Genomic DNA, 22127 nt, shown 5'->3' on the forward strand with positions numbered 1-22127 from the left:
TCCTGATCGAAGCCCCATCATGATCCCAAGACTGTCACCGGCGCGGCGCGCACCTGTCGTCGCCGCGCTCGGCTCTTCCCTCACCGTCAGCTGGGCCTCCAGCTACTACATCCCGGCCGTTCTGGCCGTACCCATGGCCGAAGACCTCGGCCTTTCGCCGGTCTGGGTGTTCGGCGCGTTCTCCATGGCCATGGTGGTTTCGGCCATGGTCGGACCCTGGGCCGGGGCGCGGATCGACGGCTTTGGCGGGCGCGGCGTCCTGATGCTGTCGAACCTGGTCTTCGCGGCGGGCCTCGGGCTGCTCGCCGTGGCTCCCTCGCTCCTCGTCCTCTTCGCGGGCTGGGCTGTCATCGGGCTCGGTATGGGGATCGGGCTTTACGAGGCGGGGTTCGCGACGCTGGCAGGGATCTACGGCAAGGACGCGCGCGGGCCGATCACCGGGATCACCCTCATCGCCGGGTTTGCGAGCACCGTCGGCTGGCCACTTTCTGGGGTGATGCTCGCGACGTGGGGCTGGCGGGAAGCCTGCCTTGGATGGGCACTGATCCACCTGGTCGTGGCATTGCCGCTGAACGCGTGGCTGCCGAAGGGAACCAGGACGGTAGCCGCAGAGGCGACGCCGATCGAAGAGGGGCCGCCGCCGTCCCGCCTTGCGCTCTGGCTGCTAGCCTTCGTCTTCGCCGCGACCTGGTTCAACTCGACCGCCATGGCCGCGCACCTGCCCGGCCTTTTGCAAGCCGCCGGGGCAAGCACTGCGGTTGCCATCGCGGCGGGCGCGCTCATCGGCCCGGCGCAGGTCGCGGCACGGGTGCTGGAGTTCGGCCTGCTGCGCCGGTTCCATCCGCTTGTCTCGACACGCTTTGCTGCTGCGGCGCATCCCGTGGCCGCCGTGGCGTTGGTGAGTTTCGGGGGGCCCGCCGCCTATGCCTTCGCCCTTCTGCACGGGGCGGGGAACGGCATCCTGACAATCGCGAAGGGCACACTGCCCCTCGCGCTCTTCGGACCGGCGGGATACGGGCGGCGGATCGGCTGGCTCAATGCTCCTGCCCGAATCCTTCAGGCTGCGGCGCCCCTCATCTTCGGCGCCGCGCTGACGGCTTGGGGCCTCTCGGCGATCTGGCTGACAGCAGCGATCGGCATCGCCTCGTTCATCGCTCTGCTAGCACTCAGGCGGACATGAGGCGGCGCGGACGGGCCTCGCGAACCCGCCGCGCGCTCAGGTTGCGGCGGAGAGGTTCACCCGCTTTATGAGCGCGGCCGCTGTTTCCTTGCGCTCCGAGTAGCGGTCCACGAGATACGCCTTCCGTTCGCGCGTGAGCAGCGTGAACTTCACCAGTTCCTCCATAACATCCACGATCCGGTCGTAGAGCGGCGACGGGCGCATCCGTCCCGTCTCGTCGAACTCCTGGAACGCCTTGGGGATGGAGGACTGGTTGGGGATGGTCAGCATCCGCATCCAGCGCCCGAGAACCCGCATCTGGTTGACCGCGTTGAAGCTCTGCGAGCCGCCCGACACCTGCATCACCGCCAGCGTCTTGCCCTGCGTCGGTCGCACGGCGCCCTCGGACAGGGGAATCCAGTCGATCTGCGTCTTCATCAGGCCGGTCATGGCGCCGTGCCGCTCCGGCGAGGACCAGACCATGCCTTCGCACCAGGCTACCAGATCGCGCAGCTCGCGCACCTTCGGGTGGCTGGCATCCACGCCGTCATCGACCAGCGGCAGGCCTGAGGGGTTGAAGAACCGGACCTCCGCCCCGAATGCAGTGAGAATGCGCCCGGCCTCCTCGGCCGACAGTCGGCTGAACGAGCGCGCCCGGAGCGAGCCGTAGAGGATCAGGATGCGGGGCGGATGCGTGCTGATGGCAGGGGACAGCAGCCGGTCGTGGTCGATTGCGGCGAAATTCGTCTCGTCGAGCTGTGGTGTGGTCAGATCGGTCAGGGTGTCAGACAATCCGGTTTCCCTCGGCGTCTATGATCAATTGGCCGTCCTCCTTGGCGAAAGGACCCGGAGGGAGCTTGTCGAGCAGGTCGAAGACAGTCTCGGACGGGCGGCAAAGCCTGACGCCCTTCGGCGTGCAGACGATCGGGCGGTTCACGAGGATCGGGTGGCGCGTCATGGCGTCCAGCAATGCCTCGTCCGAGACGTCCGGCGCGGTGAGCCCCATCTCCTCGGCAGGTGAGCGGGCAATGCGCAGCGCCTCGCGCGCGGTGATCCCGGCGGCTGCGAACAGCGCCAGAAGCTGCGGGCGCGTCCAGCCCTCCTTCAGGTACTCGATGACGGTCGGCTCGTACCCGGCCGCCTGGATGAACCCGAGCACGTTGCGGGAGGTGCCGCAGTCGGGATTGTGGTGGATGACGACCGGGAATGTGCTCACGCGGGGAACCTCTCGCGTGTCCGGTTGGCGAAGGCGACGAGGCTGAGCATAACCGGCACCTCGACCAGCACGCCCACCACTGTGGCCAGAGCCGCCCCGGAGTTCAGCCCGAACAGCCCGATCGCCACGGCGACCGCGAGTTCGAAGAAGTTCGACGTGCCGATCAGCGCGCAGGGCGCGGCGACCCGGTGTGGCACGGCCCAAAGATATGCCCATCCATACCCGAGCGCGAAGATGCCGTAGGACTGGATGGTGATCGGGACCGCGATCAGCGCGATCAGCAGCGGTTGCGCGAGGATCACCGGCCCCTGAAACCCGAAAAGCAGCACGACGGTGATCAGGAGACCCACGACCGAGGCCGGTTTGATCCGTGCCGTGAACGCCGTCACCGCGGCCTCGCCGCCTTTCGCGATCAGCGCCCGGCGCGTCAGGAGACCCGCAATCAGGGGAATGACGATGTAGAGTACGACCGACAGGATCAGCGTCTCCCACGGGACGCTGATGTCGGTCACGCCCAGAAGGAAGGCCACGATGGGGGCGAAGGCGACCACCATGATCAGGTCGTTCACGGAGACCTGGACCAGCGTGTAGTTGGGATCGCCCTTCGTCAGCTGCGACCAGACGAAAACCATCGCGGTGCAGGGCGCGGCGCCGAGCAGGATCAGGCCCGCGATGTATTCCGGTGCGCGCTCAGGATCGATCAGCCCGGCAAAGACATGGTTGAAGAACAGGACCGCAAGCGCCGCCATCGTGAAGGGCTTGATCAACCAGTTGATCGCCAGCGTGATGACGAGACCCTTCGGGCGTTGCCCCACCGCCTTGAGCGATCCGAGATCCACCGCGATCATCATCGGATAGACCATCGCCCAGATCAGGACGGCGACGACGAGGTTGACCGAGGCGACCTCCAGCGCGGCCAGCGCGCCGAAGAGACCCGGCACGAGGCTGCCGAGGACGAGCCCGGCCAGGATGCAGAGGGTGACCCAGAGGGTCAGCCAGCGTTCAAACAGGCTCATGAAAGTTCCTTCTCGTCGGGCATGCAGCAGACCGCGGCGGACGGCGCGGTCAGCGTGCCGATGAATTCTGCCAGCGGCTCGAGCGCGGCGGGGTTCAACGCGTAGCAAGTACGCGGGCCAGATATCTCGCCGGTGATGACCCCGGCGGCCTTCAGGATGCGCAGATGCTCGGACACCGTGGATTGTGCGAGGCCGACAGCCTCCACGATGTCGCCGCCGATGCAGCCGGGCGTGGCCAGCAGCAGCCGGAGGATGCGCAGCCGTGCCGGATGCGCAAGCGCCTTGGCCCGGTCAGCGATCTCGGTGTCAGAATCCTGCATGAGCAATCCCCATGGTCGCCAATCGTCGATAGACGATAAATGTGGTGCACACAATGGTGTTCGCTGCAGAGCAACCATCGTGCCCAAACGGGCGAAGCGAACTCTCGTGATCGTTTTAAATCAATCAGTTAAGGTGGAGAAGGTTGGACGTCAGGCCCATCCCCTCCGCCACTTGCCCTCGCGAAAGCGTTCTCCCGATCCGGCTGCGGCCGGATTTTTCCGTTGTTTTCGAGGGTTATGTGGGAGGGGCTGTTAACCGGCCCCGGTGCCAGGAGGGACGAAAGCGTTCTCTCCGGGCCGATATTCTCCGGACCTGTTAACCGCGCCCGATCCGGTAAATAGCCTCAAGTCTCTGCTTTCATGTGGGTTTTTGCATCTAGGAAAGCGTTCATTCTGGAAAGTCCATCCGACTGGCGGAAGGAACGGAGATCGAACGGATTAGTCGGCGGCGCAAGCGCGCCGCATCCCACTAGCGATCGAAGCCAAGCGCGCGTTCCTGCTTTGTGCCGAGTCAAGTGCGTGCTACCATCAGCAAAAAGCGAGGCGAGCAGTTGGCCCAGAAATCAGAGATCGAATGGACGGACGCGACATGGAACCCAGTGACCGGCTGCACCAAGGTCGGCCCGGGATGTGACAACTGCTATGCCGAGCGCTTTGCAGAGCGCTGGCGGGGTATTCCGAGCCACCCTTATGAGCAAGGATTTGACCTGACACTCTGGCCGACGAGGCTGAAACAGCCCGCGCTCTGGAAGAAGCCGCGGATGATCTTCGTGAACTCAATGAGCGACCTGTTCCACAAGGACATCGATCGGTCCTTCGTCGACAAGGTGTTCGATGCCATGGAGCAGGCTGACTGGCATGTCTACCAAGTCCTGACCAAGCGCAGCTCCCTCATGCGCAACTATGTCCGCAATCGCTATCAGGGCGGGCCGGTTCCCCGCCACATCTGGCTCGGTGTCTCGGTTGAGGATGCCGCGCATACCAGCAGGATCGTACACTTGAAGCAGATCAATTCCGACGCACGCTTCATTTCGTTCGAACCGCTTCTCGGCCCAATCGGGGACGTGGACCTTCAAGGTGTCGCATGGGCTATCGTCGGAGGAGAGAGCGGGCCTCGCGCTCGACCGATGGAGGAAGGCTGGGCTCGTCAACTCCGGGACATTTGCGACCGTGACGGCGTAGCGTTCTTTTTCAAGCAATGGGGTGGCGCAAGACCGAAATCCGGTGGCCGCCTGCTCGACGGCGAAGAGTGGAATGGCTTTCCCTGGCAAATCGTGCCGAAGCCCATTCTCGATCAGATTTCCGCATGAACGTTTTAGCACGGAGCACCACAATCATTGAAGAAATCGCACATTGAAAACACGGTAGGGCCTTGGGCTAGGCAAAAGCTTGACGGTCTCGAAGCATATCTCCACGCCTATACCATCGCCCTCAAGAAGCAGCCCTTCGAACTTGTGTACATCGACGCATTTGCTGGCGCGGGGCGATCAAGGATTCGCGACGCTTGGGATGGCGCTGATGACGAAGATCTCCAGCTTCTCGACGAAGACTTCGTTCGGTCGGAAGCGCAGTTCATCGAAGGCTCCCCTCACAGAGCCCTGGCGCTTGAGCATCCCTTTACCCAGTACCATTTCTTTGACGCGGACGCCGGACGCGCTGCCCTACTGGAAGGCCTTAGGGCCGAATATCCGGATCGGAAGATCAACGTCCAAGTCGGGGACGCAAACGAATTGATCCAGGAGCTGGTTCCGCGGATCTCGGGGCGGAATACAAAGGGCGTCGCCTTCCTTGATCCATACGGCCCTCACCTTGACTGGCGAACAGTTGCGGCCCTTGGCGCGACAAAGAAGTTTGAGGTGATCATCAACTTCCCGCTGGGAATGGCGATCAACCGGTTGATCACCCGTTCGGGTGACATCCCGGATACCTGGCGCGCCGGGCTGAACGGCTGCTTTGGCGGTACAGATTGGGAAACCCTTGTCTATGCTGAGCGGACCGACCTGTTCGGAGACACGACCCGCCACAAGGTTGACGATGCCGCCAAGCGGCTTCTCGAACATTACGTTAGCCGCTTGAAAACCTTGTTCGGTCACGCCGCCACACCGAGTGTCGTTAGGAATACGCGAGGTGTGCCGATCTATTACATGCTTTGGGCGGGGCCGCATCCTCTCGGCCATAAGATCGCTGACTACATCCTTGCAAAGGGTGACAAGATCACCCCACCCAAGAAGCGGTCGGCTCGATGATAGCGTTTCGTCACCGGCGGCCTCTATCCCAGCCGGAAGGCAGGCCTTGAGAGCATCCGAACGGCGAGACCGATCGAAAAGATCGCGTCGTGGCGCAGCAGGTCGTCCGCCGATTTGCTCTCATCGATGCAGCGACGATCAAGATTGCTGCCGTCATCGACATGCCGGAAATGCGACAGCGGATTTCGCAGCGCCATCATGCGGCGGAGGTCTGTGACGTCTTCATCAGAGATTACCTCGCGCTCTCGGCAGCGGCGGAGGGTGTCGGCGAACTGGATACGATCCGGAATGTCATCGACCAGAAGCCCGGCGTGAAGATAAGCCGCCAGCAGATGCTCCACGAGTCCCTGACACAGCAGGATCGTCGCCACATAATTGCCGTGCACGAACGACGAGCGCGCTTCGAGCCAAGCGTGATAGGCAGCATGGCCACCGAAAATCATCGTCCCGGATCGCCCCATCTGGCCGCCCAGATCGGTCAGCATCCGGAAACGGCCGACCTTCCCTGGCAGGTCGTCATGAAGGTCGCCCAGCAGATGACGGACGAAGTCCAGATCCGAAAGGTCCGATAGCAGATCGGGCTGACCGTCCCGGCTCACAGTCACGCGGCCTTCGCCCCACCGTTGAAGATCTCGTGCAGCATGGCCGGAATCAGGGACTCCACATCCTGCGCGGTGTTGGCGCGGATGGCGTGGGCTTCCTGCGTTTTTGCCCGCAGGCGGTCGAACCACTTCTGGGTCTCCACCGGCGGCGTCGGCACGAGGATCGTCGGAAGCTTTTTGGATGACAGCGTCTTGTTGCGGGCAATCGTGCCGGGCGAGTGCCCAACGATGCTCGAGAAGCCCTCGTACGTTCTGAAATAGGCCATCAGGAAGCCCGGCGTCGCCAACTTCGGATTGACCTCGCAAGTCAACATGCGGTGGTTTCCGACTGTGCCCTCGTCATGCGCTTCCGCAACGGCGATAGCTTTTTCCCAAGCCATGAGGTTGCTGAATACCAGATCGCCCTCTTTCACCCAGAACAGGCTCTGCCAGCTGAACTCAGAACCAGGCATCGTCCGGCGGTGGAATATTCCGTTGTAGAAACTGCGGACGCCTATCTCCGTGTATTCCCGGGTGGCTTCGATCTCGACCTCTCGGCGCACCAGCGGCGCGACCTCGGCCATGGGGCGCAGGGGGGCGCCGTCGATCGCGCGCTGGAAGGCTTTCAGCAGCAGTGCCTGCGTTTCCCGCCCGGCCGCCTCGATGGCATTGCGGCGTGCGTCCACCAGCGCCGCGACCCGGTCGAGCTTTTCGACGATGCGACGCTGTTCGTCGAGGGACGGAAGTGGGACCATCATTCTCAGGAACTTGTCTTCCTTCATGCGCACCCGGTTCGTTGATCCTTCGCTTGCCCGACGGCACAGGTCGATGAACTCGGGAGTGCGTGAGTACCACTCGAAGTAGTGCGGCAGTACTTTTGAGGCGTCGATGTCGAAGCAAGGGAAATCGTTGCTGACCAAGGCGCCGTCCAATTCCTCGGGAACGATCCCGTAGGCGCCGTGGCGAGCATCGATCCGCGAGAGCAGAAATTGGCCGGCCTTGGCACAGTACTGTCGCGCAGCGGCTATTGCGCTGCCCGGAACTTCACCGCGAAGCGTCAGGCCCTTTCCCCAGAGTCGCGCCGTGATCTGCTTGTACTGACCGTCAGGTTCGACAGTTACCCAGCTTTCGGACTTGGTGAGGAAGTCGGAGATGGCAATCGATCCCCACATCACACGCGCTCCGCCAGCACGGCCTTGATCTCGTCCATTATGCCGATGATCCGCTGTTCCTGTGCGATGATCGCGTCCACGATCTCGGCCGGCGCACGGTGATCGACGACCTCGCCGGAATGGGGGTTCTTGATGTCCAGGTTGCAGGCGACAACACGATCCTGATCGTCGCGCTGGATCAGGTCACCGGCAGAGACCTTCCAGGCGCGCTCGTTCGGCTCACGCTTCTTCCACCAGGCGAGGCAGTCCGCAAACTCCTCATAGGCCATGGGCGCAGTTTTCGAGTACTTCTTGCGGCCCTCAGGCAGCGGCATCTCGTAGTACCAGATGTCCTTCGTCGGTCCGGTCGTGTCGAAGAAGATCAGGTTCGCCGGGATGTCCGTATAGGGTGCGAACACCCCTTCACGCAGCCGGACCACCGTGTGCAGATTGAACTTCTCGAGCAGGTCCACCTTGATCCGCGCCGAAATGCCATCGCCGAACAGCGTGCCGTGCGGAACGACAACCGCGGCCCGCCCGCGTCCGGCGCGCTTCAACCGCCGCATGATCAGTTGCAGGAACAGCAGTGCCGTCTCGGCCGTGCGCCTGTCCTCGGGGAAGTTGTTGAGGATGCCTGCCTCCTCCTCGCCGCCGAATGGCGGATTGGTCAGGATGACATTGACCCGCTGATCCTCGCCGATTTCGGCCAGGCGGAAGCGAAGGGCGTTGCCGGGGTCGATGCGCGGGGCGTGCAAGCCGTGCAGCAGGAGGTTGAGCTGGGACAGCAGGAACGGCAGCGACTTGGCCTCGCCACCGAAGAAGCTGTCTTCCTGCAGGACGCGCCGCTTCTCGACCGTGTCTGCCTGGCGCTCGAGATGCTGAAAGGCCTCTGTCAGAAATCCGCCGGTGCCGCATGCCGGATCGAGGATGGTCTCGCCCAGTTTTGGATCGGTCACCTCGACCATGAACCGCACGACCGGCCGGGGCGTGTAGAACTCGCCTGAGTCCCCCGCCGCGTCACGCATCTCGCGCAGCAGCGTCTCGTAGGTTGTGTTGACAAAAAGGATTCCCCTGCGCGTCTGGCTGTGATTCAAGATCATCTCTACGTGGGAGGTGACCTTGGCACGCAATCTGATGTCCGACGACGAATGGGCATTCTTTGAGGGCTTCATCCGAGCCGTCCGGCATCCGAACGGGCGCAAGCCTGCGGACCATCGACTTGTTCTGGATGGCATTTTCTGGGTCGCGCGGACCGGTGCGCCCTGGCGGGACCTGCCAGAGGAGTTTGGCAAGTGGTCATCTGTCTACCGGCAGTTCCGGCGCTGGACGCTCGCCGGGCTGTGGGAGGACATCCTGGATGCCTTGAACCACGCGAAGCTCGCGCCCGACAAGCTCCAGATGATCGACAGCACTGTGATCAGGGCCCACCACCATGCGGCCGGCGCAAAAGGGGGACTCCGAAAGAGGCTCTTGGCCGTTCAAGAGGTGGGTTCTCGACCAAGATCCATCTCCGCGTCAACGGCGCTGGCCTCCCGATAAGGACCGAGATCACGCCCGGGCAGGATTCAGACTACACGGGCTATGATCTGGTGATGGCCGACAACCTTCCGCAGCCCGCCGTGTTGGTCGCCGACAGGGGCTATGACTCTGATAAAATTAGAGAAGACATCGAGAGCCGTAACGCGCTGCCCATGATCCCCATGCGAAAGAACCGCAAGGTGCGCAAGGTCGTCGACATGACCATCTACACCTTGCGCAACATGGTCGAGCGTTGTTTCAACAAGCTCAAGAACAGTCGCCGCCTGGCAACACGCTACGACAAAACCGCAGACAGTTTCCTCGGCTTCATCGACATCGCCTGCATCAGGCTCTGGCTTCGCCATTTGTCAACATGACCTAATGGGAAGGAACACAGCGTGCAAATCAGCAGGGTCAATCTCATAGGAACCATCACCCCGCTTTTGCGCAGAAATCTTGCCGCTTTTTATTGCTCTTTGAATTGTTGTCTTGTTCTTTCCTGTCGCTCTGGCAGCTTCTGACAATGAGTACTTCATGCTGTTGCGCTTGTTCCTTTATTAATGTTGCGCAACTTCTTTTGCGTTGCGCAACACAGCATTCTAAGGACGATTATTTAATCATATCAAGCATATCACAGCGAATTCCAGCCAAATCTTCATCTCATGTAGTTAATTCAATCTATCGTTGAGTAAATATGCGTTTACTCCATTAATGCGGTATGATGCCCCACGACATTCCGCCTTCTTCAATCCCGACTTTTCCATACGGGAACAATAGCCTCGTGAAAACATACTTTCTGACCAGTTGATCAAGCTTGACATTAGCATGCCGAATAAATTATCCGGCTTGCCTGTTACTAGCCGCGCGTATATATAGGGCGTATAAATGTTCAAACTTTTCGGAAACCTTTGGAATACTGTGACCACGCCGATTATCTCTGTGGTTGAAAATGTTACCAAGCCTATCGTCGATGTCGCTGAAGCCGTAATCGACACCACTGTTGATGCCGCGACCGACGTCGTGTCCGACGTCACGCATGCCGTGCTTGATCCGCTGGGCCTTCAAGGCGTTTCGAGCGTCGTGGACGCCGCAGCCACCTATGTTGACGAAGGCGTTGATTTCGTCACGGATGTGGCCCAGACCACCGTCGATGGCGCCAAAGATGCCATCACCTGGTCGCAAGGTGGCATTGAGGCCATCGTTTCTCTGGATGTCCGGGCTATTGCCGACGAGGTCTCGGAATTCCTGGGGCAGGCCGAAGTGCTGGCCGACAACCTGATCAACAACGACTTTTTCGAATTCGTTGCAGATGTGGTTACGACCAACTCCGAGATCGCCTCGAATAACGGTGAAGGCTTCATTGCAGAACTGGCTGATCTGATCATCAACACCACCAATACGGTGGACATCGCGGCATACGATGTCGCCGCAGATCTGGAAACCTTCATCGGTGATACGCTGTTCGATACGATCAACGACTGGGTCGACGACCTGATCACCGCATAAAATACAGAAAATATTGATTTAAGTAACTTGCCCGGTCGTTCTGCGACCGGGCCTTGTAGACAGTTGCTCCGCAGCGAGATTTTATTGGGGAGGATTTACCCTCGATGCCGTATACCCTTACGTTGACGTCTGCACAAAACATTGCGGTAGGGCCAACGACGGCTCAGCCAGACAGCAATTTCAGCCTGGCTGAAAGCTATAACTCAGCCCTCGATACCACAAAGATCATCTTCGATTCCCCGACCCAGACATTGGACGACATGGCGACCGGGGGTAATTACCGGCCAGGCTCCAACGGGCTGCAGAGGTACGAGAACTCTTCGGGGCAACAGATCAGCCTCGATCAGGTACAAACCGCCGATGTGGTCTATGGCGGTACTACTTATAACGATGTCAAGATCCTGATCGGCTACAAGGCCGAGGAAAACTGGGGCACGGCGTCCAACGCAAACCATTCGGCACTGAACGCGGCAGATTTCAAGATGTACGCGATCTGGGCCGAGCTCCCCGCTCCCCAAGGCTGGCAGATCATCGGCTACACCTCGACTGGACTGTCGATCGAGGAAGCGACCCGGATCGCACCAGGCGCTGACGGCACTGGCTCGCCGGACGCCGATGACGGCATCACCGCCGACACCTTCGAACAAGGCCCGGACGGTATCGTCGAAGGCACCGCGGGCAATGATCTTATCGATACGGCCTATACCGGCGACCCCGAAGGAGACATGGTCGACGCCAATGACAACACCGGTGAGGCAGGCGGCGTGCCCGGCTCCAATGACGATGTCATTCAGGGTTTCGGAGGCAATGACTCGATTCTCGCCGGTGCCGGCAATGACACTGTTTATGCCGGTGATGGCGCGGATAGTGTCAATGGCGGGGATGGCGACGATCTGATCTATGCCTATGGCGATACGATCAACGGAAGCGATGACGGCGCTGCTGACCATATTGATGGCGGCGCGGGCAACGATACCATTTATGGCGGCGGCGGGGCCGACACCCTCTCTGGCGGAGACGGAAACGACCTGGTTCATGGCGGGGATGGCGACGATGCCCTGCTCGGAGGAGCCGATAACGGCAACGACACCCTTTACGGGGAAGCAGGGAACGATGTACTTTCTGGCGAAGGCGGCAACGACTTTCTGGATGGCGGAGAAGGGAATGATACCCTTATCTCGCATTCCGGGAATGATACGCTGACCGGTGGCGAGGGTTTCGACACCTTCCATGTCGTTGATGTGGCCCATGAATCCGTATTGATCACAGATTTCAATACGGGCACAGGTCAGAATATCAACGACGGCGATCAGACCAACAACGACCTTGTCGATCTGAGCGCCTATTACAATCAGGAAAACCTTGACGCCTATAACACCGCGCACGGTACCGACTATAAGAACCCGCTGCAATGGATGCGGGCGGATCAGGCCGATGATGGCGTGCTTAATATGCTGGACGGCCAGAATGGCCTGCCCAACCTCAACCTGACGCTGGAAAACGGAGGCAGCCCCGTTGCGGCCGAGGACCTGACATTCGACAATACCAATGTCGTCTGCTTTAGCCGTGGCACGCTGATCTCAACTGATCGAGGCAACCGGCCCATTGAGGACTTACAGGCAGATGATCTGATCAAGACCGCCGACAATGGCTTGCAGCCGATCCGCTGGATTGGGTCGGTCAGGCTTGATGCCCTGGCGCTTGAAAGTAATCCGAAGCTGCGCCCGATCCGCATCCGGGCCGGGGCGCTGGGTCAGGGAACACCGTCTTCGGATCTGCTGGTATCGCCTCAGCACCGCATACTCGTGCGCTCGCGTATCGCATTAAGCATGTTCGGTGCGCTTGAGGTTCTCGTCGCCGCCAAGCAGCTGTTGCAGCTTGACGGCATCGATATCGCCACCGATCTGGAAGAGGTCGAATACTTCCACATGCTCTTTGACCGGCATGAGGTCGTGAACTCGAACGGCGCTCTGACAGAGTCGCTTTACACCGGCCCGCAAGCACTTCTTTCGGTCGGCGAGGCGGCACGGGAAGAAATCTTTACCCTGTTCCCCCAGCTGCTCGAGGAAGGGTTCGAACCCGAACCCGCGCGTCCCCTGCCCTCGGGTCGCAGAGCGCGTAAACTCGCCGTCCGCCATTTGCAAAACCGGCGTCCGCTCGTCCGGTGAAAAGAGGCAGGCCCGTAAATCAGCAAAGGGCTAAAAGCATCATTGATCCTGTTGAAGATCATGCCACCCCCTTTGCAGCATACGGGCCGCCACCCCAGCATTGATGGCATCCCGGCAGGAGGTTCAAAAAAATTTTCCGCCATTTAGAACCAAGACCACAAAATCGGTGAGCAATCATTCATAAGCCTGAATAGTTCACCCTAAGCTTGTGGGTTAACGAGTAACTTGGTTCCCATACTTTGGAGACAGCCAATGGATAAATGGAGTCACACTCTGGTATCGAATTCAGAATGGAGTGAACTTGTCGCCATTTATATGCACTCCGACCGTCACCGCCTCTGGTATGATTCAGGGCATGCAGACGGCCGGCAAGAGGCCCTAAAGGACGTTTCTCAGATCATCTCTGCAACCTCAGAAATGGTTTCTGAAGGAGAAGCCCGAAACATTCTTAAAAGCCTTGCATCAATTATCACCCTATTGGCGCTTGACGCAAAATCTGACCTTAACATTCTCAGCTAATCCTGTGAGCGAAATTAAGCTCTGATCTCGCTCATACGAATAACTTCTGCCATTTATGATTTTGGAAAGTTTCTTCTGGCATTTCAGTGCTTCTGGCTGCGGAAACCTCATCAAGAGCTACATGACGTCAGATCATTAACCTTTGAATACCTCTGATTCCATCATTAAGTTCGTTCAGAATATCCGCAGCATAATACTTTGATATCTCTTGATAAATCTGCTGCCATTCAGGACGGAAATACCCAAAAAATCACGACAACCCTCTTCACCTCGTTGAAATAAGCAAGGAAAGGAAATCAAACATGAAAATTCTTCTTCCCATCTCGGCACTTCTGTTGCTCACCGCCTGCTCTATCGACCCTAAAGATTATGAAAGCCAACCGGTGACAGTACAGACTGCTGCTGGCCCGGTAGTCTGTCAGCTTTACACCAAAAACATTGTTCGCTGGGATCGCGCCATCACACGCCCGGACAATATGAGTGTCGAGACTGCAGATCAGATCTGCGTTAATGAAGGTCTGCGTCAAAGGGATGGATCAGAAAAACCCGCAGCTGCTTCAGAGCAAGCCGCAGCCCTTTGAGTAAGGATGTCGAGATGTCAGGTTTTGGGCAATCTGGCTCAGTAGTTTCTGTTTCCAATCAAATGTCAGACGAATCCTCTGTTTCTTTTTCCCAAAACCTGGTCTGGATCGACAGCCTGCAGTTAATCACCGCCTCGGGCGAGCTGTTTAATCATGTGGACGCCAGCCTGCCCATGTGGGCAGGCAGCGGCGACCGCATCGTGCGGGTCAGAGCAACCTTTACAGTGCCATTTTCGGACACACCCTGCGTCAACGTAGGGTTAAATGGCCTTGATGCCGCACATGATCAGAACCTGCGATTCCGATTGGATACGGTTGATGTGACGCCCTTCGGCTTTGTCATCGAGTTTGTGACATGGGGGGATACGCATATCGCCAGGGCTTGCGTAAGCTGGCAAGCCATCGGTTCGTCAGCAGGAAGGCAGAAGACCCGGCGGAAACAGGACTGACTTTGCGTCTTGTTTCCCATGCTGCGGGCTTATTACCCTTGACCTGATGCCCCCTTGCTCTCGATGAAACTGAACAACTGCCGGCCAAATTTTCCTGATCTCAAGAACAGCCCTCGGCTGGCAACCCGCTATGACAAAACCGCAGCCAGATTCCCCGGCGGCGTCGGCATAGCATCCATCAGGCTATGGATCCGCCAGTTGGCAACATGAACTAGCCTCAGGCTTGATTCTCGGCAAATCCCAAGCATCGCTGATTTTAAGCAAATCTTCTTGGCCCCGCCCGGCGGCTCGGATAGGGTCGCGCCGGAATCCGAACCCAGGAGCATATGATGGCACAGCGCCTTCACCTTGTATTCGGTGGCGAACTTGTCGATCCCACCCGCACCGAGTTTCGCAACACCAAAGACATTCATATCGTCGGTATTTTCCCGAACTATGCCGAAGCTCATGCCGCATGGAAGGCCGAGGCACAGCGCACGGTGGACAGCGCCCATACGCGTTATTTCATCGCCCATCTTCATCGTCTGCGTGATGAGGAACGCGAGGTCAGCCCGACCGAGGAACTGGGCAGCTAAGCCCGCTTTCTGTCACGATGCCCCCTTCGGACGCGCCCGCATCTCTGGCTCTCTGGTTGCACCTGCGCCGGCGCGCCGTGCTTTCCGGCGGGCCGGGCGCGCCCGTCGCGATCCCTGCCGGGACCGGGCCGCTGCTGATCGTGTATCTTTCGGCCCAAGGGGATGAGGCATCCCGCCTTACTGCCCTGATCGAGGCATTGCAGTCGCGCCGGCCGGAACTGCGGGTGGTACTGACTGGCGCGCGCCTACCCCTTGACGCGCTGCCGGGTGGGATTGCCACCGCCACGCTGCCGCTGCCACAAGACCCGTCAGCCGCGCGCGAGGTGGTCCGGACATTACAGCCGCGCGCACTGCTGATTCTTGGCGACGATCTGCCCGCCGCGCTGATCACCGCCATGGCTGAACAGCACCTGCCTGCGATCCTGTGCGAGGCGCGACTGGTCACCTATAACCGCCGCCACTCATGGCGTGGGGCGGTCATTCGCGGGTTGATCGGCCGGATCAGCCACATCCTCGCCCCCGATCCGACCGCCGCCGCCGCCGCGCGCCAGCTTGGCGCAGCGCCCGAGCGGATCGAGCTGACCGGTCCGATCACCGAGACCCGGCCCCCGCTTTCAGCAAATGAGGCCGAGCGACGCGCGCTGGCTCAGATCCTTGCCGGCCGCCATGTCTGGCTGGCTGCCTGCCCGACCCTGCCCGAGGCCACGGCCGCACTCGCCGCCCATCAGGCTGCGCTGCATCACAACCACCGCGCCCTTCTGATCATCGCCGGCCTGCCGCCAGAGCTCGTCCCCGAGATCCATGTCGCGGCCGGGGCACTTGGCCTTGCCGCCGTGCTGCGCACGGATGACGATGACCCCTCGCCCGATGATCATGTGCTGATCGCGGACGATCCTTATGAAATGGGGCTGTGGTATCGGCTTGCGCCGGTGTCGTTTCTGGGGGGAACGCTGCTGCCCGGTCCGGGCCTTTCGCCACGTCACCCGTTCGAGCCTGCTGCACTTGGCTCGGCCATTATCCATGGCCCGATCACCGGGGCGCACGCCCCGGAATGGGTCCAGCTGGACGGGGCATCGGCCGCGCGGCTTGTTACTGACACGGCCGGACTGACCCGGGCCGTTGCAGATCTGTCCGCCCCCGATCAGGCGGCGGTTCTGGCCGGCAATGCATGGTCGGTCAGCACCGGCGGGGCGGCTGCCCTGCACCGCATCGCCGAGACCGTCCTGACCGCCATGGAGCCCACAAAATGAGCCGCCGCGCGCCCGATTTCTGGTTCCGCCGCCCCGGTCTGGGCGCGCGGCTGCTGTCGCCGCTGGGCGCGCTTTATGCCGCCGCCACCGCACGCCGTCTGTCGCGCGGCACAAGGGCAAAGGTCGGCGTTCCGGTGATCTGCGTCGGCAATCTGAACGCGGGCGGAACCGGCAAGACGCCGACCGCCATCATGCTGGCCCAGCTTTTGCAAGAGCGGGGCGTTGCCGTGCATATCGTTTCGCGCGGGTATGGCGGTCGCGAAAAAGGGCCGCTGCGCGTCGAAGAAGCCCGCCACAGGGCAGATCAGGTCGGGGATGAACCGCTGTTGATGGCAGCCTTCGCGCCGGTCTGGGTGGCCAATGCCCGGCTGGCCGGAGCGCAGGAGGCGGTCGCGGCGGGCGCTCAGGCGATCCTGCTTGACGACGGGTTTCAGGACCCGGCTCTTGCCCATGATCTGGCGATAGTGGTCGTCGACGCGGCCAAGGGCTTTGGCAACGGGCTTTGCCTGCCTGCCGGTCCCTTGCGTGAACCGGTCGATCGCGGCCTCGCGCGCGCGGATATGCTGCTGTCGATCGGAGATCCCGACGCACAGGCCCGCTTTACCGAAACCTGGGGACCGCGGCTGCCCCTGCCGCACCTCAGCGGATGGCTCGCACCTTTGCAGACGGGAATGGACTGGCAGGATTTGCGGGTGCTGGCCTTTGCCGGTATCGGCCACCCCGAAAAATTCTTTGCCACCCTGCGCAGCCTTGGCGCCGATGTGGTTCGTGCCGAGGCGCTTGAAGATCACCAGCCCTTTACCCCCCAGCTTCTGACCCGGCTCGAAACCGAGGCCCGGCTGACGGGGACGCAGATGGTGACAACGGAAAAGGACGCTGTGCGACTGCCACGCAGGTTCCGCCACAAGGTGCTGGCCCTGCCGGTGCGGCTGCAACTGACCGATAGTTCGCCCCTGACCCAGCGGCTGCAGGCGCTTGGCCTGTAGGGCAGCCCCGACCGCAGCCGGGGCCGCCCTGGGCTGGCTCAGCCCTTGTTTTCAGCCTCGGCCAGCTTGGCGTCGATGATCTTTTTCAGATCGTCCCAAGGCTGGTTTTGAACCTTTTCACCGGCAATGATGAAGGTCGGCGTGCCTTCGACCTTGTCGGCGGTGGCGTTGGTCTGGAAGGTCGTGACCAGATCGGCCACCTTTTGCTTGTCGTTCCAGCAGGTATCCATCTGCTCATCGGTCATGCCGGCCTTGGCACCGATCTTGCGCAGGTTGGCGGCAATCTCGTCGCCCGACTTGGCATTCAGCCAGTTTTTCTGATCGTCAAAGATCAGGTCCGAGACGGCATAATATTTGTCGTCTCCGCCACAGCGGGCAAGGATCCCCGCCCACAGCCCGACCGCATCGAAATAAACATCGCGCTGGATAAAGCGAACCTTGCCGGTATCGACATATTCGGCCTTCAGCCTGGGCCAGTTACCTTCGTGAAAGGCCGCGCAATGGCTGCAGGTAAAGCTGGCATATTCGATGATCGTGACCGGGGCATCCTCCTGACCCAGGACGATATCGGGCAGGACCTTGCCTTCAGGCATCTGTTCGGCGGCCTGAGCGTTTTCAGCAGGTTGCGCCTCTTGCGCCAAAGCAGGCAGCGCGGAAAGGGTCAGCGCGGCCGTGGCGGCGGCAATCAGAGAGCGGCGGTGCAGCATCATGGAGTGGCCTTTCGGTCGTTGGAGTCCCAGCGGGACAGGATGTTCAGCGCCATGCGCCTGACAGCGGCGGACAGCGCGGGGTTGTCAAAGCCCGCGGCGATCTCCTCGGCCTGGGCAAGTTGGGCCGGGTCCGGCGGGGCCGGAGCGTGGCGAGGAGCGGGGGTAAACTGCGCCTGCCCCTCGGCAAAGCCTAGCGGCGCCGTTTGGGTCAGCACGATGCGCGAGACGGCGTTGAACCCATAGCAGGCATTCACACGCTCGCGGATCTGGCCAAGCTGCATGTTGATCAGCGGCGCCTGAGCGCCCGGCACCAAAAGCGTCAGCGTCGCGCCAATACCCTTGCCATGGCTGATCTTGACCGGGCGGGTATGGGCGGCAATCCCTGGGCCGACCACTTCGGTCCAATGGGTCAACAGTCGTGCGACGGCAAAGCCCCGGGTTTCACCCGCAGCCTTTACCCGCGACGCGACCAGCTGGGCGGCGGCCTCGAAGCCACGCATACGGCGGCGGGGCGGTAGCTCTGCTTTCTTCTGTGCCATCGGGCGACCATATGGTTTATCTGCATCGCAGTCTGAACTGTGGCGCGTCCGGATACCAGAGAAACGAGGCTGAAAATTGCGTGACCTGGCAGTGATCCCGACCGAGCTGCTGGCCTGGTATGACCGCCATGCCCGCATCCTGCCCTGGCGGGTCCCCCCCGGACAGGGCCGCGCCGATCCCTATCGCGTCTGGCTGTCCGAGGTGATGCTGCAACAAACCACCGTCGCAGCGGTCAAATCCTATTTCGAACGCTTTACCAGCCTTTGGCCCACCGTTCACGACCTTGCCGCCGCCGAGGACGCGCAGGTGATGGCTGAATGGGCGGGGCTTGGCTATTACGCACGCGCCCGCAACCTGATCGCCTGCGCACGCAAGGTTTCGGAACTGGGCGCGTTTCCGGACACGCGCGAAGGCCTTGCCGCCCTGCCCGGCATCGGCCCCTATACCTCGGCTGCCATTGCCGCCATCGCCTTCGACCAGCCCGAAACCGTGGTGGACGGCAATGTCGAGCGTGTGACCGCCCGGCTATTTGCGGTCGAAACGCCCCTGCCCGCCGCCAAGCCCGAGCTTGTCGCGCTGGTCACCGGCCTGACCCCGGCCGGGCGTCCGGGCGATTTTGCCCAGGCGATGATGGATCTGGGCGCGACCATCTGCACGCCACGCAGCCCGGTCTGCGGCATCTGCCCGGTTATCAGCCATTGCTCTGCCCGGGCCAAAGGCATTGCCGCCGAATTGCCGCGCAAGATGCCCAAAAAGGCCAGGCCCCTGCGCCAGGGCATGGTCTGGATCGGTTTTGACAAAGGTGCCGTACTGGTCGAAACCCGGCCCGATAAGGGCTTGCTCGGCGGCACATTGGCCTTTCCCTCGACAGGCTGGGACGGCTCGGACGTGCCACCACCCGCCTCAGCGGACTGGCGGGAAATCGGCATCGTCCGCCATGTCTTTACCCACTTCTCTCTGGATCTGACCGTAATGACAGCGGAATTGACCGCCGCGCCGGAAAGAGGCAGTCTGACACCGCTCGGCACTTTCAGTCCTGATGCTTTGCCCGGTTTGATGCGCAAGGCATGGGCGCTGGCCAGACCCGCGACATCGCGCCGCCATGGCAAGCCCAGCCCGGACACGCCATAATCGCATCTGCGATGTCTGGCTGTTCAAGTCCGTCTGTTTTGTCGTTTTAGCCCGTTGCCCCATCACGGTTTCATTGTACCGCCCATGCAAACGCCATTCCGTTCCCGCCTGATAGACGCCCTGCCCTTTTGGCTTTCGCTAGGGCTTGTACCTCTTGCCGCCCTTGCCGCCTGGCGTGGCGGCTGGTGGTTCCTGCTGATGCCCGTTTACGCCTGGTATCTGACCACCGTTCTGGACTCGGTTCTGGGCCTGAACGAAGAAAACCCCGAAACCGAGACGCCGGAAACGCAGCTGTTCTGGTATCGCGCCATCACCATCATCTGGTTTCCGCTACAGGCGGTGATGATCTTTGGCGCGATCTGGTATGCGACCCGCAGTGACCTGTCGGGATGGGAAAAGCTTGGCCTTTTCTTTGGTATCGGCATCGGCTCGGGCACCATCGGCATAGTCTATGCCCACGAGCTGCTGCATCAGCGCAACCGCCTTGAACGCTGGCTTGGCGATCTGCTGCTGGCCTCGACCCTCTACTCGCACTTTCGCACCGAACATCTGCTTGTCCACCATTCATGGGTGGCAACGCCGCGCGATGCAGTCTCGGCCCGCTACAATGAGGGTTTCTTTCGCTTTTTCCTACGCGTGCTGATCGATTGCCCCAAAAGCGCCTGGCAGGCCGAGGCGCGGCGGCTGGAACGTACCGGCCGCTCAAAATTCGACGGTCGCAACCCGTTCTGGCGTTACGGCGCGCTGCAACTGGCAATGCTTGCGCTGGCGCTGATCCTTGGCGGCTGGCAGGGGTTGTTGCTGTTCATCTGGCAAGCCTTCATCGCGGTCTGGCAGCTTGAACTGACCAATTACGTCGAGCACTACGGCCTGACCCGCAAATATCTGGGCGAAGGACGCTATGAACATGTCCTGCCCCGTCACAGCTGGAACAGCGCTCATAAGGCGACGAACTGGCTGCTGATCAACCTTCAGCGCCATTCGGACCACCATTACAAGCCCGACCGGCGGTTTCCGCTGTTACAGACCTATAGCGCCGAAGAGGCACCACAGCTGCCGATGGGCTATCCCGCCATGACATTCCTTGCCATGGTCCCACCCCTGTGGCGGCGGCGGATGAACCCGCGCGTCAGGGCATGGCGGCGGCAGTTCTATCCCGAGATCACTGACTGGCAGCCTTATAACCGCGGCGATCTGCCCATGCCGCGCGGCGCACTATAGGGCGCTGCCCAACCCAAAAGGCCCCGCCCGGCCTTTAGCCGAACGGGGCAAGGCGGTCCCGGCCGCGCCAGAGCTCGCGGAGCTTCGGGACTTGGCGAACCGGGAAAATCAGTGGGCGCGGCCTTCTTCGGCCTCCATCTCGGCGCGGATCTGCTGGCGCAGAATGTCGATCGGAACCATCCGCCCCTCGCGCCGGAAGTGCCAGTAGGTCCAGCCATTGCAGCTTGGCGCGCCCTCAAGCGCAGCGCCGACCTGATGGATCGAGCCCTTGACGTCATTGCCGATCAGGCTGCCATCGGCGCGCACCTTGGCCTTATGGCGGTTGTTCAGCGAATACAGCTCTTCGCCCGGACGCAACATGCCGCGTTCGACCACCTGGCCAAAGGGCACGCGCGGCTCGGCACGTTTGGCGCGGATGGTGGCAAGCGCCTCACTGTCAAAGCGGCGTACGCGCGAGATACGCTTCTCGGCAACTTCGCGATAAGCCTCCTCGCGCTCGATCCCGATAAAGTCGCGGCCCAGCATCTTGGCCACGGCACCAGTGGTGCCTGTGCCAAAGAACGGGTCCAGCACCACATCGCCGGGATTGGTCGAACCGACCAGAATGCGATGCAACAATGCCTCGGGCTTTTGGGTCGGATGGGCCTTGGCACCATCGGCATCCTTCAGCCGCTCACCCCCGGTACAGATCGGCAGCACCCAGTCCGAACGCATCTGCACACCTTCGTTCAGCGATTTCAGCGCCTCATAGTTAAAGGTGTATTTCGCACCCTCGGTCTTGCTTGCCCAGATCATCGTCTCATGGGCGTTGGTCAGGCGCTTGCCGCGAAAGTTCGGCATCGGGTTGGCCTTGCGCCAGACCACATCGTTCAGGATCCAGAACCCCTGGTTCTGAAGCTCGGCCCCGACGCGGAAAATATTGTGATAAGAGCCGATGACCCAGATTGCCCCATCGGGCTTTAGCACCCGGCGCGCGGCGGCCAGCCAGTCGCGGGTAAAACGGTCATAGGCGGCAAAGCCCGAGAACTGGTCCCAATGGTCATCGACCGCATCGACCTTTGAGTTGTCGGGCCGGTGCAGATCGCCCCGCAACTGCAGGTTATACGGAGGATCGGCAAAGATCAGATCAACACTGCTCTCGGGCAGCCCGTTCATGATCTCAATGCAATCTCCGGCCAAAATCTGGTTAAGCGGAAGCGTTCGCGCCGCGGCGCGGGATTTTGTATCGTGCTTAGTCATCACTGCCTCGGGTTTCGGCTATTAGGTGCCGATTTATGAGCCGAT

Annotated in this window: 24 protein-coding genes; 13 read left to right on the forward strand and 11 right to left on the reverse strand. The window is 61.0% G+C overall.

Annotation, left to right across the window (positions count from 1 at the left end; genetic code table 11):
• Positions 1-19: 19 nt before the first annotated feature.
• Positions 20-1180 carry an MFS transporter gene (locus F8A10_RS08325; RefSeq protein WP_152367107.1) on the forward strand — a complete coding sequence of 387 codons (1161 nt, stop codon included), beginning with the start codon at positions 20-22 and terminating at the stop codon, positions 1178-1180.
• A gap of 36 nt (positions 1181-1216) precedes the next feature.
• Here the strand turns inward: F8A10_RS08325 and arsH are convergent, their stop codons facing one another.
• From arsH to F8A10_RS08345, 4 genes are read right to left on the reverse strand one after another with little or no spacing between them, the layout of a single operon-like run.
• On the reverse strand, positions 1217-1930 hold the full coding sequence (arsH, locus tag F8A10_RS08330) for an arsenical resistance protein ArsH (protein WP_454557385.1): 714 nt from the start codon (positions 1928-1930) through the stop codon (positions 1217-1219).
• Positions 1931-1943: 13 nt separating this feature from the next.
• The gene (arsC, locus tag F8A10_RS08335) at positions 1944-2375 is read right to left on the reverse strand and encodes an arsenate reductase (glutaredoxin) (RefSeq protein ID WP_010399390.1); all 432 of its coding nucleotides are present in this window, start codon (positions 2373-2375) and stop codon (positions 1944-1946) included.
• Positions 2372-3391, reverse strand: coding sequence for an ACR3 family arsenite efflux transporter (gene arsB, locus F8A10_RS08340; protein ID WP_010399389.1), 1020 nt, complete (start codon positions 3389-3391; stop codon positions 2372-2374). The genes arsC and arsB overlap by 4 nt, the downstream gene beginning before the upstream one ends.
• Positions 3388-3711 carry an ArsR/SmtB family transcription factor gene (locus F8A10_RS08345; protein ID WP_010399388.1) on the reverse strand — a complete coding sequence of 108 codons (324 nt, stop codon included), beginning with the start codon at positions 3709-3711 and terminating at the stop codon, positions 3388-3390. Before F8A10_RS08345 ends, arsB begins: the two co-directional genes overlap by 4 nt.
• A 551-nt stretch (positions 3712-4262) precedes the next feature.
• Here F8A10_RS08345 and F8A10_RS08350 point away from each other — a divergent pair.
• Both F8A10_RS08350 and F8A10_RS08355 read left to right on the forward strand, forming a co-directional pair.
• Positions 4263-5021, forward strand: coding sequence for a DUF5131 family protein (locus F8A10_RS08350; RefSeq protein WP_152367108.1), 759 nt, complete (start codon positions 4263-4265; stop codon positions 5019-5021).
• Positions 5022-5048: 27 nt separating this feature from the next.
• The gene (locus F8A10_RS08355; RefSeq protein ID WP_152367109.1) at positions 5049-5957 is read left to right on the forward strand and encodes a three-Cys-motif partner protein TcmP; all 909 of its coding nucleotides are present in this window, start codon (positions 5049-5051) and stop codon (positions 5955-5957) included.
• 23 nt (positions 5958-5980) lie between these two features.
• Here the strand turns inward: F8A10_RS08355 and F8A10_RS08360 are convergent, their stop codons facing one another.
• Genes F8A10_RS08360 through F8A10_RS08370 form a run of 3 tightly spaced genes read right to left on the reverse strand, consistent with a single transcriptional unit; the run spans position 5981 to position 8819 of the window.
• Entirely contained in the window at positions 5981-6556 is a 576-nt protein-coding gene (locus tag F8A10_RS08360) for a hypothetical protein (RefSeq protein WP_152367110.1), read from the reverse strand.
• Positions 6557-6558: 2 nt separating this feature from the next.
• Entirely contained in the window at positions 6559-7710 is a 1152-nt protein-coding gene (locus F8A10_RS08365; RefSeq protein ID WP_152367111.1) for a restriction endonuclease subunit S domain-containing protein, read from the reverse strand.
• Positions 7710-8819, reverse strand: a complete 1110-nt coding sequence (locus tag F8A10_RS08370; RefSeq protein WP_227493365.1) for an HsdM family class I SAM-dependent methyltransferase — start codon at positions 8817-8819, stop codon at positions 7710-7712. Before F8A10_RS08370 ends, F8A10_RS08365 begins: the two co-directional genes overlap by 1 nt.
• Between F8A10_RS08370 and F8A10_RS08375 the strand changes: the two genes are divergently transcribed.
• A protein-coding gene (locus tag F8A10_RS08375) for an IS5-like element ISPko5 family transposase (RefSeq protein WP_152367113.1) occupies positions 8803-9584 on the forward strand; the annotation gives its coding sequence in 2 pieces (ribosomal slippage) (positions 8803-9133 and positions 9133-9584; 783 coding nt in all). The genes F8A10_RS08370 and F8A10_RS08375 overlap by 17 nt on opposite strands.
• Here F8A10_RS08375 and F8A10_RS21895 read toward each other — a convergent pair.
• Entirely contained in the window at positions 9576-9743 is a 168-nt protein-coding gene (locus F8A10_RS21895) for a helix-turn-helix domain-containing protein (RefSeq protein ID WP_406611519.1), read from the reverse strand. The genes F8A10_RS08375 and F8A10_RS21895 overlap by 9 nt on opposite strands.
• Before the next feature lie 349 nt (positions 9744-10092).
• Between F8A10_RS21895 and F8A10_RS08380 the strand changes: the two genes are divergently transcribed.
• From F8A10_RS08380 to lpxK, 7 genes are all read left to right on the forward strand, one after another.
• Positions 10093-10713: a hypothetical protein gene (locus F8A10_RS08380; protein WP_152367114.1), complete on the forward strand. Its 621-nt coding sequence runs from the start codon at positions 10093-10095 to the stop codon at positions 10711-10713.
• A 104-nt stretch (positions 10714-10817) separates the two neighbouring features.
• The gene (locus F8A10_RS08385) at positions 10818-12881 is read left to right on the forward strand and encodes a Hint domain-containing protein (protein ID WP_152367115.1); all 2064 of its coding nucleotides are present in this window, start codon (positions 10818-10820) and stop codon (positions 12879-12881) included.
• 821 nt (positions 12882-13702) lie between these two features.
• The gene (locus tag F8A10_RS08390; RefSeq protein ID WP_083825856.1) at positions 13703-13981 is read left to right on the forward strand and encodes a hypothetical protein; all 279 of its coding nucleotides are present in this window, start codon (positions 13703-13705) and stop codon (positions 13979-13981) included.
• A 14-nt stretch (positions 13982-13995) separates the two neighbouring features.
• Positions 13996-14430, forward strand: coding sequence for an H-type lectin domain-containing protein (locus F8A10_RS08395; RefSeq protein WP_227493366.1), 435 nt, complete (start codon positions 13996-13998; stop codon positions 14428-14430).
• A 329-nt stretch (positions 14431-14759) separates the two neighbouring features.
• Complete coding sequence (locus F8A10_RS08405) at positions 14760-15005, forward strand: DUF4170 domain-containing protein (RefSeq protein WP_010399322.1); 246 nt, start codon at positions 14760-14762, stop codon at positions 15003-15005.
• Positions 15006-15061: 56 nt separating this feature from the next.
• On the forward strand, positions 15062-16255 hold the full coding sequence (locus tag F8A10_RS08410; RefSeq protein ID WP_227493367.1) for a 3-deoxy-D-manno-octulosonic acid transferase: 1194 nt from the start codon (positions 15062-15064) through the stop codon (positions 16253-16255).
• Positions 16252-17241, forward strand: coding sequence for a tetraacyldisaccharide 4'-kinase (lpxK, locus tag F8A10_RS08415; protein WP_152367117.1), 990 nt, complete (start codon positions 16252-16254; stop codon positions 17239-17241). The genes F8A10_RS08410 and lpxK overlap by 4 nt, the downstream gene beginning before the upstream one ends.
• Before the next feature lie 38 nt (positions 17242-17279).
• Here lpxK and F8A10_RS08420 read toward each other — a convergent pair whose 3' ends face one another.
• Positions 17280-17951: a DsbA family protein gene (locus F8A10_RS08420; protein WP_152367118.1), complete on the reverse strand. Its 672-nt coding sequence runs from the start codon at positions 17949-17951 to the stop codon at positions 17280-17282.
• Positions 17948-18490 carry a DUF721 domain-containing protein gene (locus F8A10_RS08425; protein WP_227493368.1) on the reverse strand — a complete coding sequence of 181 codons (543 nt, stop codon included), beginning with the start codon at positions 18488-18490 and terminating at the stop codon, positions 17948-17950. The genes F8A10_RS08420 and F8A10_RS08425 overlap by 4 nt, the downstream gene beginning before the upstream one ends.
• Before the next feature lie 76 nt (positions 18491-18566).
• Between F8A10_RS08425 and F8A10_RS08430 the strand changes: the two genes are divergently transcribed.
• Entirely contained in the window at positions 18567-19622 is a 1056-nt protein-coding gene (locus F8A10_RS08430) for an A/G-specific adenine glycosylase (RefSeq protein ID WP_152367119.1), read from the forward strand.
• 84 nt (positions 19623-19706) lie between these two features.
• Positions 19707-20843: an alkane 1-monooxygenase gene (locus tag F8A10_RS08435; RefSeq protein WP_085502791.1), complete on the forward strand. Its 1137-nt coding sequence runs from the start codon at positions 19707-19709 to the stop codon at positions 20841-20843.
• Positions 20844-20951: 108 nt separating this feature from the next.
• On the opposite strand, the gene F8A10_RS08440 is transcribed toward F8A10_RS08435, so the two are convergent.
• On the reverse strand, positions 20952-22082 hold the full coding sequence (locus tag F8A10_RS08440) for a site-specific DNA-methyltransferase (protein WP_029372580.1): 1131 nt from the start codon (positions 22080-22082) through the stop codon (positions 20952-20954).
• Positions 22083-22127: the final 45 nt, after the last annotated feature.

The organism is Paracoccus kondratievae (assembly GCF_009301415.1).
Classification (GTDB): domain Bacteria; phylum Pseudomonadota; class Alphaproteobacteria; order Rhodobacterales; family Rhodobacteraceae; genus Paracoccus; species Paracoccus kondratievae.